At 46.7% G+C, this 15,316-nt stretch carries 16 protein-coding genes; 13 read left to right on the plus strand and 3 right to left on the minus strand.

What is annotated here, in order from left to right; translation table 11 throughout:
* Positions 1 to 2: 2 nt before the first annotated feature.
* On the minus strand, positions 3 to 974 hold the full coding sequence (ygfZ, locus tag ACUJFK_RS05130; protein ID WP_445426268.1) for a tRNA-modifying protein YgfZ: 972 nt from the start codon (positions 972 to 974) through the stop codon (positions 3 to 5).
* Between the two features lie 118 nt (positions 975 to 1,092).
* On the opposite strand from ygfZ, the gene ACUJFK_RS05135 reads away from it, so the two are divergent.
* Complete coding sequence (locus ACUJFK_RS05135) at positions 1,093 to 1,344, plus strand: FAD assembly factor SdhE (protein WP_226749597.1); 252 nt, start codon at positions 1,093 to 1,095, stop codon at positions 1,342 to 1,344.
* A complete protein-coding gene (locus ACUJFK_RS05140) occupies positions 1,331 to 1,762 on the plus strand; it encodes a protein YgfX (RefSeq protein ID WP_445426269.1) in 432 nt (143 codons plus the stop codon). Before ACUJFK_RS05135 ends, ACUJFK_RS05140 begins: the two co-directional genes overlap by 14 nt.
* On the opposite strand, the gene nadB is transcribed toward ACUJFK_RS05140, so the two are convergent.
* Positions 1,759 to 3,363, minus strand: a complete 1,605-nt coding sequence (gene nadB / locus ACUJFK_RS05145; RefSeq protein ID WP_229585380.1) for an L-aspartate oxidase — start codon at positions 3,361 to 3,363, stop codon at positions 1,759 to 1,761. The two genes, ACUJFK_RS05140 and nadB, sit on opposite strands and share 4 nt — an antisense overlap.
* A gap of 208 nt (positions 3,364 to 3,571) precedes the next feature.
* Between nadB and rpoE the strand changes: the two genes are divergently transcribed.
* From rpoE to acpS, 11 genes are all read left to right on the plus strand, one after another.
* On the plus strand, positions 3,572 to 4,153 hold the full coding sequence (gene rpoE / locus ACUJFK_RS05150) for an RNA polymerase sigma factor RpoE (protein ID WP_226749600.1): 582 nt from the start codon (positions 3,572 to 3,574) through the stop codon (positions 4,151 to 4,153).
* 30 nt (positions 4,154 to 4,183) lie between these two features.
* Positions 4,184 to 4,792 carry a sigma-E factor negative regulatory protein gene (locus ACUJFK_RS05155; RefSeq protein WP_445426270.1) on the plus strand — a complete coding sequence of 203 codons (609 nt, stop codon included), beginning with the start codon at positions 4,184 to 4,186 and terminating at the stop codon, positions 4,790 to 4,792.
* Complete coding sequence (locus tag ACUJFK_RS05160; RefSeq protein ID WP_445426271.1) at positions 4,792 to 5,736, plus strand: MucB/RseB C-terminal domain-containing protein; 945 nt, start codon at positions 4,792 to 4,794, stop codon at positions 5,734 to 5,736. The genes ACUJFK_RS05155 and ACUJFK_RS05160 overlap by 1 nt, the downstream gene beginning before the upstream one ends.
* Positions 5,737 to 5,754: 18 nt before the next feature.
* Positions 5,755 to 6,219, plus strand: a complete 465-nt coding sequence (locus ACUJFK_RS05165) for a SoxR reducing system RseC family protein (RefSeq protein WP_445426272.1) — start codon at positions 5,755 to 5,757, stop codon at positions 6,217 to 6,219.
* A 133-nt stretch (positions 6,220 to 6,352) separates the two neighbouring features.
* Positions 6,353 to 8,152, plus strand: coding sequence for a translation elongation factor 4 (gene lepA, locus ACUJFK_RS05170; protein ID WP_226749604.1), 1,800 nt, complete (start codon positions 6,353 to 6,355; stop codon positions 8,150 to 8,152).
* Between the two features lie 28 nt (positions 8,153 to 8,180).
* Entirely contained in the window at positions 8,181 to 9,104 is a 924-nt protein-coding gene (gene lepB, locus ACUJFK_RS05175; protein WP_226749605.1) for a signal peptidase I, read from the plus strand.
* 9 nt (positions 9,105 to 9,113) lie between these two features.
* Entirely contained in the window at positions 9,114 to 9,788 is a 675-nt protein-coding gene (gene rnc, locus ACUJFK_RS05180) for a ribonuclease III (RefSeq protein WP_226749606.1), read from the plus strand.
* On the plus strand, positions 9,778 to 10,695 hold the full coding sequence (gene era / locus ACUJFK_RS05185) for a GTPase Era (RefSeq protein ID WP_226749607.1): 918 nt from the start codon (positions 9,778 to 9,780) through the stop codon (positions 10,693 to 10,695). Before rnc ends, era begins: the two co-directional genes overlap by 11 nt.
* A gap of 8 nt (positions 10,696 to 10,703) precedes the next feature.
* A complete protein-coding gene (gene recO, locus ACUJFK_RS05190) occupies positions 10,704 to 11,396 on the plus strand; it encodes a DNA repair protein RecO (RefSeq protein ID WP_445426273.1) in 693 nt (230 codons plus the stop codon).
* Positions 11,397 to 11,416: 20 nt separating this feature from the next.
* A complete protein-coding gene (gene pdxJ, locus ACUJFK_RS05195) occupies positions 11,417 to 12,148 on the plus strand; it encodes a pyridoxine 5'-phosphate synthase (RefSeq protein ID WP_226749609.1) in 732 nt (243 codons plus the stop codon).
* Positions 12,148 to 12,525 (plus strand): holo-ACP synthase, encoded by a 378-nt coding sequence (gene acpS, locus ACUJFK_RS05200; RefSeq protein ID WP_226749610.1) that lies wholly within the window; start codon positions 12,148 to 12,150, stop codon positions 12,523 to 12,525. The genes pdxJ and acpS overlap by 1 nt, the downstream gene beginning before the upstream one ends.
* Before the next feature lie 2 nt (positions 12,526 to 12,527).
* Here acpS and ACUJFK_RS05205 read toward each other — a convergent pair whose 3' ends face one another.
* The gene (locus ACUJFK_RS05205) at positions 12,528 to 15,242 is read right to left on the minus strand and encodes a response regulator (protein ID WP_226749611.1); all 2,715 of its coding nucleotides are present in this window, start codon (positions 15,240 to 15,242) and stop codon (positions 12,528 to 12,530) included.
* Between the last annotated feature and the right edge of the window lie 74 nt (positions 15,243 to 15,316).

Raw genomic sequence — 15,316 nt, forward strand, 5'->3', positions numbered from 1 at the left:
TCTTAATTTAATGAATAAGGTAGCGGTAGCTGTTGCAGCAAAACGGGCTGCTCAGCACTTAGCCGCAAGGTGTCTGCCGGTGTTATATCATTCGGAAGCAGTGCTAACAACCAAAGTTGGTCATTGATATTCACCGCATTAATGACTTGGCCAATCCGGCGCCAGTTCTGATCCAGTTGCAGTTCTATTGCTGTACCTGCGACCGGAAGTTCGTTGGTGTTTGCGTGTAAAATGTAACTGGCTCTTTTATTGCCACCGCGGTATTTCAAACGGGCTACCGTTTCTTGTCCGATGTAGCAGCCTTTGGTAAAGCTGATGGCATCAATCGCTTGTAAGTTAAGCATCTGTGGCACGGCTTCGCCAATTAGCGGTTGTTCTAAATAAGCTAACCCTTGCAAAATATGGGCTTTAAGCCAAACCGTTGGGGCAGCCAGTGGCCAATCTGCCGTCATAAGTTGCTGCGCCTGCGTTTGCGGTAGCACCAACATAAAATGCGCCGCAGCTAAGCGTAATAAGCTGCCGTGTTGTCCGTGGCTAACCTGACCGTCTGCCGCGGGCAGACTAAAGCCTAACTGTGTCACAAGTTGCTCTGCTTGCGAACCGCCTAAACCAAACACGGCATAAGGTTCGGTGGTTTGGTCAAAACTTACTTTGGAAAACACGCCAAATTTTTTCAGTTGGGCGGCAGAGGCTTGCAGTTCGTCACGAAAAGCGACCATCAGTAGCGCATCGTCTTTGGCAAACAACTGAAATATCGCCCACATTTTACCTTTAGCATCACAATGTGCGCCGCGTAAAAAAGTGTCCGCCGTTAAGGTTTCAATATCACAGGTCGTTTGCCCTTGTAGATATTTACGGTTATCAGGCCCACTAATAGCCAATACCTGAAAAGCAGGTAAAGGAGCAAGATAAGCATCATGAACCTGAGTAGATAATTGTGCGTATTGTTCTGCAGTTAGCCAAGATGTATGCATAGCGAGCGTTCATTTAAACGTGAATAGTAAATAGATTGGGGCAAGACACAAAAGCTCAACCCCTGATCGCAATATTTGTTAAGATACTGCCAATGTCGCAGAATAATGAGGAGTCTACATGACCGCTTTAATGAGTAAACCAAAACTGCGCTGGGCGTGTCGTCGCGGTATGTTGGAGTTAGATATTTTATTAGCCCCCTTCGTCGACGAAGGGTACGATGCATTAAACGACCAGCAAAAAGCCGATTTTGAACGGCTCTTAGCCTGTGATGATCCGGATTTATTCGCTTGGTTCATGGGGCATCAGCACTCAAAAGATGCCTCTATTCAAGCCATGGTTGAGTTAATCGTCAATCGTGTCCGGGTCTAGCTTTTATCTGAGAACCTCGCGTTACCGACGCATTGCGCTACTGGCCATCAGTTTGCTCGGTGGCGCTATCGTCCTCACTTTACCGCTGCAAGGGATCTGGTATTTACCCGCTGCCTTGCTGCTACTAGCGTTTTTTTATCTGATGTTGCAATACTGGGCTGCACCCGGTGTTAGCGGTATTTTACATATTGAGCAAGATGGCGCTTTGCATTGGCAACAAAGCGCTTTACCCGCTGGGCAATTAGCCGCAAATTGTCTGCTCAACCCTTGGTTTGTGCAATTGTTTTGGTATGACGAAATGGGCCAGCAGCAGCGCTGTTATCTGTTTGCCGACCAATTGTCTGCCAGTGATTATCGAGCACTGGCAAGACGGGTACAATTGCAACGCTGGCGCAGCGTTGCTGACGAGGTGCTTTAACGCAGCGGTTGTAAAATACTCGGTTTACTATCACTTAGCATATTTGGGTAATCCAAATTGTAATGTAAACCCCGGCTTTCTTTACGCTGCATGGCACAGCGAATAATAAGCTCGGCCACTTGCACTAAATTACGTAATTCCAATAAATTATTACTAATACGAAAATGGCTGTAATAATCGTGGATTTCTTGTTTGAGTAACTCTACGCGATGCAGTGCTCGTTCAAGTCGCTTATCGGTGCGCACAATACCCACATAATCCCACATAAATAACCTCAACTCGTGCCAGTTATGCGTTATCACTACTTCTTCATCCGAATTACTCACTCGACTATCGTCCCAAGCAGGCAACGTTAGGGTAGCTTGAGATTGGGGCAATTGCGTTAAAATATGTCGAGCGGCGGCTTGGGCAAAAACAATACATTCTAATAACGAATTAGACGCCATTCTGTTTGCGCCGTGTAAACCGGTATAGGCCACTTCGCCAATGGCGTATAAATTTTGCAAGTCTGTTTGGCCATGCAAATTGGTCATTACGCCGCCGCAGGTATAGTGCGCAGCAGGGACGACCGGAATGGCCTCTTTGGTAATATCAATACCCACACTGAGGCATTTAGCGTAAATAGTGGGGAAGTGTTCAATAATAAAGTCTTTGTCTTGATGACTAATATCTAAAAACACGGAGTTAGCGCCAAGGCGTTTCATTTCAAAATCGATCGCACGAGCCACAATATCTCGCGGTGCTAACTCTGCACGCTCATCAAAATCAGGCATAAACCGGCTGCCATCGGGGCGCTTTAAATAGGCTCCTTCGCCGCGCATGGCCTCGGTAATTAAAAAATTCGGGGCAGCAGGGTGGTACAAACTGGTTGGGTGAAATTGATTAAATTCCATATTGGCCACCCGACAACCCGCACGCCAAGCCATCGCAATGCCATCGCCACTGGCCACATCAGGATTGCTGGTATACAGATACACTTTACTGGCGCCGCCGGTAGCTAGTGCCACCGCTTTAGCTTGAATGGTCTCAACGCGAGCCAAAAGGTTGTTCCAAACATAAGCACCATAACAACGTGCCGGATCAAGACCGAGTTTTTTGCCGGTAAGCAAATCAATGGCGTTGTAGTTTTCTAACAAACGAATATTTGGGTGGCGTTTAACTTGATCAACCAGGGTGATTTGTACGGCTTTACCGGTGGCGTCGGCTGCATGCAAGATGCGGCGATGACTGTGGCCACCTTCCCGAGTGAGATGGTATTTCATACTGCCATCAGTATCTTGATACTGATCAAAGGGGACGCCTTGGGCGATTAACCACTCCATCGCTTGCTTAGCGTGTTCTGCGGTAAATTTTACCGCTTCTTCTTCGCACAAACCGGCACCAGCAATCAGGGTGTCATTCACATGCGACGCGATGGTGTCATTTTCGTCAAACACCGCGGCGATCCCGCCCTGCGCGTACAGTGTTGAGCCTTCGCGTAAAGCCCCTTTACTTAAAACAATAACGCTGGCGTGATCCGCCAATTGCAGCGCTAGCGACAAACCCGCCGCGCCACTACCAATAATTAATACGTCACAAAGATATTCATTGGGTTGTGTCATAGGATACACTTAACTCAGTTAGTGGCTTTGGTAAAACAGACTAAAATAACAGGCTGCGGTATAATTTGTTGCGCTATGTTCAGGTTATTCTAGCGTTTTTATAAAAATAAACAGAACTATTTATTCAGCCTGCAGTCATAGTTAGTACGCTTGACTGGCGCCATTCGTTTACAACACCTAAATAAGTATTACAGGGGTAGGCTCAAGAATGAGCGAGCAAGAATTAGATTGGCAAATTGTCCAGCGTGTACAACAAGGCGATAAAGCCGCTTTCAATCTGCTGGTAAAAAAATATCAGCATAGGATCGCGAACTTAATCTCACGTTATGTCTCTAACCATGGTGACGTAGCTGATGTCGCTCAAGAAGCCTTTATTAAAGCTTATCGAGCTATCCCCGGTTTTCGTGGTGAGAGTGCGTTTTACACTTGGTTGTATCGAATAGCAGTGAATAGTGCCAAAAATTATCTGGTATCAAACAATCGTAAGCCACCGGCTAGCGATGTTGATGCCGAGGATGCAGAATACTACGAAGGTAGTGATGCGCTAAAAGAACAAGATTCTCCGGAACATTTATTATTGTCCGAAGAAATTCGCCAAGTGGTGTTTGGTACCATAGAAAAATTACCCGATGAGTTACGTACGGCAATTACGCTACGTGAATTAGAAGGGTTAAGTTACGAAGAGATTGCCGAAGTTATGGAGTGTCCGATAGGTACAGTACGTAGTCGTATTTTCCGGGCGCGCGAAGCCATAGACGCTCAGTTAAAACCCTTAGTGGGTAATACCTAAGCCGATATAGACTATTTGACAGGAAACTTTATGTTGTCAGAAAAGCAAGAATGGCTGTCACAAGCCGCCGATAATCACGCGTTAACTGCCGAGCAACTGTCAGAATTGTTACAGCAGCCTGATTTGCAGGAAACCGTGCAGCGCTATCAGTTGGCTGGTGCCGTGCTTCGAAACGAAGCCGAAAGTGTGTTACCACTGGATTTTGCCGATAACTTGGCCAGTATGTTGGAACAAGAGCCAACTTACCAATTGCAAAACAGCAGCAGTTTATTACAGAAAATGAAAAACGGCTTACGGCAGGCGGCGAATACCGAATGGTTTAAACCGGCAGCACATGGTGCTATTGCCGCCAGTGTCGCTTTAGTCGCGGTATTTGGTGTGCAGCAATATCAGCAACCGCTCGAACAGCAACTGAGTGCGCCAACGCCTCTGTTACAAACTCGCCCCGTTGCCGGTTTTGCCACGCCAGTGAGTTTAAGTCAAACGTCTGTTGAAAATCGTTTTGAAGCGCAAGAGCAGCAAGCGATGTTAGAGCAACAGCAACGTCTGCAAGCGTTATTACAGGCACACCGTCAGCAAATTCGAGTTTCTGAAACGCAAACGAACAAAACCTCAACACAGGGAAAACGCGAGCAATAATGATGAAATGGCTGTTTGGCATCTGTAGTATAGTCGTGCTGTGTTGTAGTCAGCCGGCAAGTGCCGAAGAAACGGGTTGGGCTTTATTTGATAAAGTGCAGCAGAGTGTTAAACAGCACAATTTTGACGTTTCTTATGTCGTGCTTAAAGGCGGCCAAGCCGAGACCTATCGTTGGTTGCATGGCCGTTCGGGTGATAAAGAAATTGAACATCTGATCCCAATGTACGCCGATGGGGTCGATATCGTTAGACGCAGCGACAAAGTGTATTATTTACTCAGCGAGCGTCCTTCTCTCGTGACCCAAAGCAGCAGTATTAAAGAACTGCCGCCATTATTATTTCAAAGCCCCGAAAAGATTCGCAGCCTATACGATGCGGTCGCTGGCAGCAGTTCGCTGATGGACGGTCGCAGTGCCCAGCTATTAAGGCTATCTGCTATTGATGATAATCGGCATCATTATTGGCTGTGGGTAGATGTGCAAACCGGCTTTCCGCTGCGCATTGATACCTTGTCTGAACAACATCCCAATAACAAAAACCGTGCTTTAGAGATTTGGCAGGTCACGCATTTACGCATCACTCCTGAACTTCCCGATACCATAGCGCAATTGCTGGAAATTGAGTTGCCTGCGCTGACACCGCCCGTGGTGGCCAAACCGGCTTCGCAACCGCACCAACTTAGCTGGTTACCGAAGGGTTTTAGCATTAGCGACGATCCATTGTTAGTGCCGCAGTTACAACCTGATGTTCTCAGTTACTGGTTATTGTCAGATGGCTTACATCAAGTGTCGGTTTTTGTGCAGAATAGCCACCAGTTACCCACTCAAGCTTACCGTGATGGCGCCACCACCATTTATGTACAAGCCGATGCTAAACAGGATGTGACCGTGATTGGACCAATCAGCATTGAAACGGCCAAGCGTTTAGCCGCTGCGGTGCGCTAATGATGAGCCAGCTGCCCCATGGTTGAAGAAATTGCCACCGTATTAGCCATTGAATCCGATGGGGTCTGGCTAAACACCACACCGGCTGGGACCTGTCATAGCTGTCATGTCAGTACTGATTGCGGTACTGGCATCGTAGCGCAAACCTTTACACCTCGCCAAAATCGCTTTTTTGTCAAAACTCCGTTACAGCTGTTACCCGGTGAACAAGTGACGATTGGTGTTGCCGAGCAAGGCTTAGTGTTAGCGGCCTTGGCCGTCTATTTATTACCCTTAGTGTTGATGTTAGTGGTGGTGGTGACCATGCAAAGCCTATGGCAACCGGCCGAGGGCTGGTTGATGTTGGGCGCACTGTTCGGCGGTGCCAGCGGCTTTGCTTTAGCTCGGCGTTATAATCAGTCTTTGCAAAGCCAGCAAGAGCAAGTGATCATCTTAAGCGTACTGCCCAGTATAAAGCTAAACCCTGCAGCGACTGACGCTTAACAACCATAGCAAGCTGCTGCGGGATAGAGTACAATTCGCGCTAATTTTATTAATAACCTGTATGGTTAGCCTTAAGCTATTGGTCATTTACTGACAGCGACGGCGGCCATACGCTTAGTTTCTTGCGGATACCATGCCTAAACTTGAACATATCAGAAATTTCTCAGTTATTGCCCACATTGACCACGGAAAATCTACCTTATCCGATCGCCTGATCCAATATTGTGGCGGTTTAAGTGATCGTGAAATGCAGCAACAAGTGCTGGATTCCATGGATCTGGAGCGTGAACGTGGTATCACCATCAAAGCACAGAGTGTGACGCTGTATTATCCTGCGGATGATGGCAATACTTACCAGCTAAACTTTATCGATACGCCAGGCCACGTAGACTTTACTTATGAAGTGAGCCGTTCGTTAGCTGCCTGTGAAGGCGCCTTATTGGTAGTGGATGCCGGACAAGGGGTAGAGGCACAAACCGTTGCCAACTGCTATACCGCCTTGGACATGAATTTAGAAGTTATCCCGGTACTGAATAAAATCGACTTACCACAGGCAGAGCCGGAGCGGGTAGCTGAAGAAATCGAAGATATTATTGGTATTGAAGCCCTCGGTGCGGTGCAGTGTTCGGCTAAAACCGGTTTGGGTATCAAGGATGTGTTAGAAACCATCGTTAAAAAAATTCCTTGCCCAGAAGGTGAGCCGGATGCCCCGACGCAAGCATTAATTATCGATTCTTGGTTTGACGCCTACCAAGGTGTTGTCTCCTTAGTTCGGGTAAAACACGGCAGTATCAAAACCAAAGACAAAATCAAAGTGATGTCGAGTGGTCAAATCTTTGAAGTAGACAAAGTCGGGGTGTTCAGCCCGAAAGCCACCAATACCGGCGAATTGAAAACCGGTGAAGTAGGCTTTGTGATTGCCGGTATTAAAGAAATTAAGGGCGCCCCAGTGGGTGATACCTTAACCTTGGCAAAAAACAGCGCTGAAAAAGCCTTACCGGGTTTTAAACGGATTAAACCGCAGGTGTATGCGGGTGTTTTCCCGGTGTCCAGCGATGATTATGAAGACTTCCGTGATGCGCTGGCTAAGTTAAGCTTAAATGACTCGTCATTATTTTATGAACCAGAAAACTCAGGCGCTTTAGGCTTTGGCTTTCGGATCGGTTTCCTGGGTATGTTGCACATGGAAATCATTCAAGAGCGGTTGGAGCGGGAATACGACCTGGATCTGATTACAACAGCACCAACGGTAGTGTATGAAGTGGTCACCAAAAATGGCGAGACCATTTTAGTGGATAACCCCAGCGATTTACCTGCGGTAAATGATATTGATGAGATCCGTGAGCCTATCGTTGAAGCGCATATCTTGGTGCCGCAAGAGTATTTAGGCAACGTTATTACCCTTTGTATCGAAAAGCGCGGTACGCAAATTAATATGAGCTACCATGGTCGACAAGTCGCCGTGGTTTACGAACTGCCGATGGCCGAAGTGGTGATGGATTTCTTCGACCGCTTAAAATCGACCAGTCGCGGTTATGCGTCATTGGATTACAGTTTCAAACGTTTCCAAACCTCGAATATGCAGCGGGTTGATATCCTGATTAACGGCGAGCGGGTAGATGCGCTGGCCATCATCAGTCATATCGATTTTGCACAAGGCCGAGGCCGGCAGTTAGCGGAAAAGCTAAAAGAGCTGATCCCACGGCAGATGTTCGATATTGCCATTCAAGCAGCTATTGGTAACCATGTTATTGCTCGTACTACTGTAAAACAATTACGCAAAAACGTATTAGCGAAATGTTATGGTGGCGATATTAGCCGGAAGAAAAAGCTGTTACAAAAGCAAAAAGACGGTAAAAAACGGATGAAACAAGTGGGTAATGTGGAAGTGCCACAAGAAGCCTTCTTGGCCATTTTAAAAGTGGGTAAATAAACCCCGATCGCATGATTAAGGAAGCTTAATGGCTGGTTATTTTGCAATATTTTTGGTGTTACTGACGTTAGCATGTACCGTTACTTGGTTATTAGAGCGGTTTTTACTCGCGCCGAAGCGGCAGCAAAAATTAGCTTTTGCCAATGCCCAATCGAAGTCGGTATTGCCAGAACAGGTTCAACAAGACTTTTTAAAACAACCGGCTATTGTTGAAACCGCTATTTCAATTTTACCGGTGGTTGCGGGCATCACCTTGTTACGCTCGTTTTTATACGAGCCGTTTCAAATTCCGTCAGGATCGATGATGCCGACTTTATTGGTCGGTGATTTTATTTTGGTAGAAAAGTTTTCTTATGATGTGAAAGATCCGGTTTGGCGCAAAACCCTGTGGTCAAACAATCAGCCTGAACGTGGAGATGTTGCGGTATTTAAATATCCGCCTAATCCACGTTTAGACTATATCAAGCGGGTTGTGGGTTTGCCTGGCGATCGCATTGTGTATAAGCAAAAGCAATTGTATATCCAACGTGCTTGTAGCGAAGGTCAAACCAGCGGCTGCGGCAATTTAGAAATGATCCCGTTAACCTTTCAAGCCGAAGCCGAGTTCTTTATGGGGCCGTTACCACAACGCCGATATGAAGAAACGCTGGGGCAAGTAACGCACAATATTTTGCAAACGCCGATGCTGCCAGACAATCTACAGGATTTCTATCGTCAGCCAGGTACGGGTATTGATGAGTTTGTTGTACCTGCAGGCCACTATTTTGTACTAGGTGATAATCGCGACAACAGTGTTGATAGTCGGTTTTGGGGCTTTGTGCCTGCCGATAACATGGTTGGTAAAGCGGTATTTGTCTGGATGAGTTTTGAATTTAGCGAAGACCCGAATAGCTGGTTACCGCGTTGGGTTCCGGTTGGTGTACGTTTTGCACGACTAGGACCGATCCATTAAGAGTGTTTTATGCATAAACCGTTAGCACCGCTGATGCGCAAATTAAGTTATGAGTTTCAGCAACCCGCCTTATTGGAGCAGGCGCTGACCCACCGCAGTTGTAAAGGACAACATAACGAGCGGTTAGAATTTCTAGGTGATGCCTTACTGGGTCTGGTCATTGCGGAAGCGTTATTTGAGCGTTTTCCAGAGACCCGCGAAGGCGATTTAACACGCATGCGCTCGGCGCTGGTAAAAGGGGTCACCTTAGCCTCTATTGCCCAAGAATTAGGCTTATCTGAATTTTTACGTTTAGGGCCAGGTGAGTTAAAAAGCGGTGGTTTTCGTCGAGAATCGATTTTAGCGGATGCGCTAGAGGCGATTATTGGGGCAATTTATTTAGATAGCGGTATGGCAGCGTGTAAAGCACAAATCATGTTGTGGTTTGCACAGCGTTTACAAGAGATTACCCCAGGCCAGCAAAAAGACTCGAAAACCCTGCTGCAAGAATATTTACAAGGGTTACGTAAACCCTTGCCTACCTACGATGTGATTGCCACCGTGGGTGAGGCTCATCAGCAAACTTTCACTGTGCGTTGCACCGTGCCAGGCATGCCCCCGATTAATGCGACCGGTTCATCTCGGCGCAAAGCTGAGCAGGATGCGGCTCAGTTGGCTTTGGAACAAATTAAACATGACAGATAAGCAACAGCCCGACGCAGCAACGACTTTTGCCGGTTTGGTGGCCATAGTTGGGCGGCCGAATGTCGGTAAATCTACCCTGTTAAATAAATTAGTGGGTCAGAAAGTCAGTATTACGTCAAAAAAACCACAAACAACACGTCATCGTATTGTCGGTATCGATACTCAAGAGCAGTATCAAACCGTCTATGTCGATACCCCAGGCCTGCATATTGAAGAAAAACGCGCGATTAACCGCCTGATGAACAAAGCGGCTTCGTCATCAATTCAAGACGTTGAGTGTGTGATTTTTGTGGTTGAAGGCACGCGTTGGCACGATGACGATCAAATGGTTCTGAACAAACTGATCGCGGCCAATAAACCGGTAGTGTTAGTAGTGAATAAAGTCGATTTGTATAAAGACAAATCAGATTTATTACCGCATCTACAGTGGTTGGGTAGCCAGTTACCGTTTTTAGACGTGGTACCGTTATCTGCTGAAACCGGCGATAATGTTGAAGCTCTTCGTAAAGTGATACAACGCCAGTTGCCGCCTTGCGAATTCTTTTTCCCAGAAGATTATATTACCGATCGCTCGCAGCGTTTTATGGCAGCAGAAATCGTCCGTGAAAAACTGATGCGCTTTCTCGGTGATGAATTACCTTATGCCGTTACGGTGGAGATCGAGCGCTTTAAATGGGAAGAAAAACACTTTCATATTGCAGCGTTAGTACTGGTTGAGCGCGAAAGTCAGAAGCGAATGGTCATTGGTAACAAAGGCGAGCGGATCAAGCAAATTGCCACCGAAGCCCGGCTAGATATGGCGGACATGTTGGATGCGCCGGTGTTTTTGCAAGTCTGGGTTAAAGTGAAATCGGGTTGGGCAGATGATGAGCGGGCGCTGCGCAGCTTAGGTTACGGCGAAGATTAAGCTCGCCAATGGACGCTAAGCTCTGGCCTGCCTATATTTTGCATAGCCGTCCCTTTCAGGAAGATAAACTTTTATTGTCACTGTTGTTACCTGAGCAAGGGCGCATTAGCGCTGTTGTGCGGCGACGCAGTGGCAAACAGCATCGCGCACTCCAACCTTTTCAGTTGTTCTCGGTCAGTTTAACCGGTCGCAGTGACTTAAAAACGGTAAAACAGCTCGAAGAGAGCAGTGCCGCCAGCCAATTAAGCGGTAAGGTGCTGTTCAGTGGTCTGTATCTCAATGAATTGATATGTCGTATATGGCCTGCTGATCAGCCATCAGATAACTTATTTGCTTTATATCAACAGGCATTAGCCGCGCTAGTGCAGGTACAACAACAAGCAACGGGTTTAGAAAGTGCGTTGCGCCAATTTGAATTGGCCTTATTAGACGAATTAGGCGTATTACCTGACTGGTCATCTGACTGCTATGATCGACCTTTGCAAGCCGATCAGCATTATAGTTACGTGTCAGAGCAAGGCTTGGTGCCCGTGCAGCAAGGCTGGCCTGGTGCTATGTTGCTAGCGCTGGCCGCAGAGCAATGGCATGTTGTTGGGCTATTACCGGTGGCTAAGCAACTGACTCGACAATTACTGGCCCCGTTACTGGGCAATAAACCTTTAGCCAGCAGGGCATTATTTACTTCGTCCGATAAGGCGTAACCCAAAGAGTGGAGAGAAAAATGACGGCAATTTATTTGGGTGTCAATATTGATCACGTGGCAACAGTGCGTAATGCACGTGGCACTTATTATCCCGAGCCAGTGCACGCGGCAATGATGGCTGAGCAAGCCGGTGCGGATGGCATTACCGTGCATTTGCGCGAAGACCGCCGCCATATTATTGATCGCGATGTGTTTATTTTACGCGAGACCATCGCAACACGGCTCAATTTTGAAATGGCACTGACCGATGAAATGCTGGGCATTGCGGCTAAACTGAAACCGCATTTTTGCTGTTTAGTCCCAGAAAAGCGTGAAGAATTGACCACCGAAGGCGGTTTAGAAGTTGCCGGTAAATTAAGCCAAATGCGTGATGCTGTGGCGCAACTTGCCGCAGATAATATTTTGGTGTCACTGTTTATTGATGCCGATAAGAAACAAATTGCTGCCGCAGCCGAAGTCGGCGCACCCTTTATCGAGATCCACACGGGTAAGTATGCCGAAGCCAAGCATCCCGCGGAGCAGTTAGCCGAACTAAAGCGTATTCAAGAGGCTGCAACCTATGCGGCTTCATTGGGGTTAACGGTCAATGCGGGCCATGGTTTGCATTATCATAACGTACAGCCTATTGCGGCTATCCCTGAAATGTACGAGCTTAATATTGGTCATGCCATTATTGCCCGCGCCATTTTTAGCGGTTTAGGCCCAGCAGTAAGCGAAATGAAACGGCTGATGGTGGAGGCACGTCGTTAATGGCGATCCGCGGCCTAGGTACTGATATTGTGGCGATAGAACGCATTGCCCGAAGTTTGCAGCAGACCCCTCGATTAGTGCTGCGGGTGTTAACCCCGTTTGAGCAAGAGCAATATCAAAATCATCGGCAACCCGAGCGTTACTTTGCAAAACGTTTTGCCGCGAAAGAAGCCGCGGCAAAAGCCTTGGGTACCGGTATTGGTCGTGGCATTTCATTTCAACATTTTGAGATCCGTAATGATGTCTGGGGCAAGCCTGAGTTAACCTTAACCGAGCAAGCCGCTGTGTTAGCTGCCGAGAAGGGCGTTACCGCAGTTTGGCTCAGTATTAGTGATGAGCAGGCTTATGCTTGTGCCACGGTCATTTTAGAATCTTAAGCTCAGGGCTCTGGCATCGACGGATCGATGCCATAGAGCAGTTGGATAACATCGTCTAACTCAGATAACTCCGGCTCTAATAGCTTGATATTGGCGCCGCGTTTTAATTGTGTTTCAAGCGCTTCCAGTAGATTTTTTAACCTGGGTACACCGGTATAACAACATCCACCATGCAGTTTGTGTAAGGCATGCAGCAGCATTTGTTGGTCATTGTCTCTAATCGCTTGGTTAATTTGTTTTTCAGACTGCGGTAAGCTTTTTAACAACATCAGCAGCATCTCTTGCGCTAATTCCGGTTTACCTGCCGCCCGTTGTAACGCCATGGGCCAATCGATTAAAGGCACCACTTGTAAGGCTTGTTGCTGGGTATCTTGATGTTTTTGCAGCTGACAATACTCTTGCAAGGTAAACAACAGCATTTTGTCATCTAACGGTTTGGTTAAAAATTCATTAAAGCCGGCATTGATTAAGCGTGTACGCTCGCCATCCATCGCATGTGCGGTCACAGCAATAATCGGTGTACGCTCATTTAACGAGCTTTGTCGAATGCGTTGACACGCCGTGATGCCATCCATCACCGGCATATTAATGTCCATAAAGATAATATCGTAGGCATGCTGCGTCGATTTCTGCCACGCGGCGGCACCATCACGAGCCGAATCCAGAACATGCACATGCTCACGTAAAAGCGTATTAATCAGTTTTAGGTTGGCTTCGTTATCGTCGACCGTTAACACTTTTAAGCCTGGCGATAGCATCTCTTCACTTTGGCCATTGGCTTGAGCAATGTCGGTATAGGGCTGAGCTAAGGTTAAAGCTAATTTGCGCATATGAGCCGGCTTGGGTAAACAAGCGCTGGCGCCTGAGCTGAGCAATACCTCACGCAAGTTGGGTGATAAGGTATTCACCAACAAATAGACATGCTGACAGTGTGCTTTAATGCGCTGCACCAGCGTAATAATTTCATTAACTTGATTAATCGCAACGGCACGGCCTAATAAACCGATATCATAAGCCTTAGTCTTACTGAGCGCTTGTTGCAGTTGCGCTTTGGTGGCGCATGCCGTAACCACCATTCCCCAGCTGCTCAACAGTTGTAAGGTGGCCTCGCGTGAATATTGCTGTGGTTCAAAATACAAAACGGTTTTTTCAGCCAGCAACTCTAGTGGTAACGCTTCGGCAACCGACAATTGATGGCGTTGGCACTTAATGGTAAACCAAAAAGTTGACCCCTCGGCTAACTTGCTTTCAAAGCCAATAGTACCTTGCATGGCTAGCACTAACCGTTTCGAGATAAGCAAGCCTAAGCCAGAGCCGGTTTGTTGGTCGCTTTGCTCAAGGGGTGTGACGCCATCAAATAAATGACGTTTTTTATCTTCACTGATGCCACGACCGGTATCTTTAACCGAAATTTGTAGCTGAATTTGTTCATCATTCAAACTGGTGGCTTTAACCCGAATGATGATACTGCCATGCTCAGTAAATTTAATGGCATTACCGGCAATATTCATCAATACCTGAGTTAATCGGGCCGGATCGGCTACCACGGCATCAGGGCAATCTGGCTCGACCAATAACACCAACTCTAATTGCTTATCAAAGGCGTTGCTGACTAATAATTCGATGGTATCGTTTAGCACGTCGCGCAGAGAAAACGGCTCAGGATTAATCGACATACGGCCTTCTTCTAACCGCGAAAAATCCAAAACATCATTGACCAAATTCAATAAGCTATTCGCTGACTTCTGGATAGTTTGTAGATAGTCACTTTGATGGTGAGTCAGCGGGGTTTTTAATAATTGCCGGGTAAAGCCAATGACGGCGTTTAACGGGGTGCGTAATTCATGGCTCATTTTGGCTAAAAAATCCGACTTTTGTCGGTTGTCTTCTAGCGCTTTGCGTTTCGCAAAATCGAGCTGGATGTTTTGGATCTCCAGTTGCTCCATGCTCAGTCGTAAATCGCTAGTTACTTGTTCGATATTTTGCTGCATTTCTTGCTCTAGCCGAGACAGGTGTTCGGCTAATTTCAATAAGCCTTGTTGAAAATTATCAAACTCTCTAACACCTAACAAATAAGGCCGCAGTCGATATTGACCATCCATCAATTGCTGCATTTGCCGTTTCAAGCGTTGCAGTTCAGGTTGCAGTTTTTGAATTAAAAATAGGGTTAAACCCAGTGCGAGCAGCAAGACTAAAGCAATTAAAGCGCCGCTTTGCAGCACCCCTAATTGTTGCTGTAATAAAATATGTTGTTGGTCAAACTGTAATAGCAAATAGCCAGGGTCTTCTGCCAGTAAATTGTTATCGCGCAATAATGGCTGATAGACAATTAATTGTGGTTGGGACGAATAAAAGCGGATTTGCGAAGGCTTAGTGGCTTGTTGATGCACCGCATGAGTAGATAAATCTTGTTGGCTATTGCTGGTGAGTAATAAACGGCCCTCAGCATCAAATAACGAAATACTGGTAATCAAGGGGGCATTTAAACGATGAGCATGTTCCAGCAAAGGCAGAACGGTTTTTAGTGGCTGTTGTTGTAACAGGGGTTGGCTGCTAATTGCCAACATCAGGGCGACATTGGCAGCACGCTCATGCAAGTGTAATTCACTGGCCTGTTGTTGCCGGTGGTTAAAATAGCTAGCCAGCAGTATACCCACCAGCAAGCTGGGTAGCACACTACAAAGAATTAACCAAAAACGTAGACCAATTTTTTTCATCAGGGCACGGCACTTGTTACAATTAAGCTCAGCCATGTCATAATGACACATGATCCTTTAAATGCCTATAAGAC

The organism is Alishewanella sp. HL-SH06, from assembly GCF_052656265.1.

Excerpts from the sequence above, each read along its gene's own strand:
- lepB (WP_226749605.1), top strand. The coding sequence starts at position 8,181 with ATGGCTGGTTATTTTGCAATATTTTTGGTGTTACTGACGTTAGCATGT.
- nadB (WP_229585380.1), bottom strand. The coding sequence starts at position 3,363 with ATGACACAACCCAATGAATATCTTTGTGACGTATTAATTATTGGTAGT.
- lepA (WP_226749604.1), top strand. The coding sequence starts at position 6,353 with ATGCCTAAACTTGAACATATCAGAAATTTCTCAGTTATTGCCCACATT.
- acpS (WP_226749610.1), top strand. The coding sequence starts at position 12,148 with ATGGCGATCCGCGGCCTAGGTACTGATATTGTGGCGATAGAACGCATT.
- ACUJFK_RS05155 (WP_445426270.1), top strand. The coding sequence starts at position 4,184 with ATGTTGTCAGAAAAGCAAGAATGGCTGTCACAAGCCGCCGATAATCAC.
- rpoE (WP_226749600.1), top strand. The coding sequence starts at position 3,572 with ATGAGCGAGCAAGAATTAGATTGGCAAATTGTCCAGCGTGTACAACAA.
- pdxJ (WP_226749609.1), top strand. The coding sequence starts at position 11,417 with ATGACGGCAATTTATTTGGGTGTCAATATTGATCACGTGGCAACAGTG.
- recO (WP_445426273.1), top strand. The coding sequence starts at position 10,704 with ATGGACGCTAAGCTCTGGCCTGCCTATATTTTGCATAGCCGTCCCTTT.
- ygfZ (WP_445426268.1), bottom strand. The coding sequence starts at position 974 with ATGCATACATCTTGGCTAACTGCAGAACAATACGCACAATTATCTACT.
- ACUJFK_RS05165 (WP_445426272.1), top strand. The coding sequence starts at position 5,755 with ATGGTTGAAGAAATTGCCACCGTATTAGCCATTGAATCCGATGGGGTC.
- ACUJFK_RS05160 (WP_445426271.1), top strand. The coding sequence starts at position 4,792 with ATGATGAAATGGCTGTTTGGCATCTGTAGTATAGTCGTGCTGTGTTGT.
- ACUJFK_RS05205 (WP_226749611.1), bottom strand. The coding sequence starts at position 15,242 with ATGAAAAAAATTGGTCTACGTTTTTGGTTAATTCTTTGTAGTGTGCTA.
- ACUJFK_RS05135 (WP_226749597.1), top strand. The coding sequence starts at position 1,093 with ATGACCGCTTTAATGAGTAAACCAAAACTGCGCTGGGCGTGTCGTCGC.
- rnc (WP_226749606.1), top strand. The coding sequence starts at position 9,114 with ATGCATAAACCGTTAGCACCGCTGATGCGCAAATTAAGTTATGAGTTT.
- era (WP_226749607.1), top strand. The coding sequence starts at position 9,778 with ATGACAGATAAGCAACAGCCCGACGCAGCAACGACTTTTGCCGGTTTG.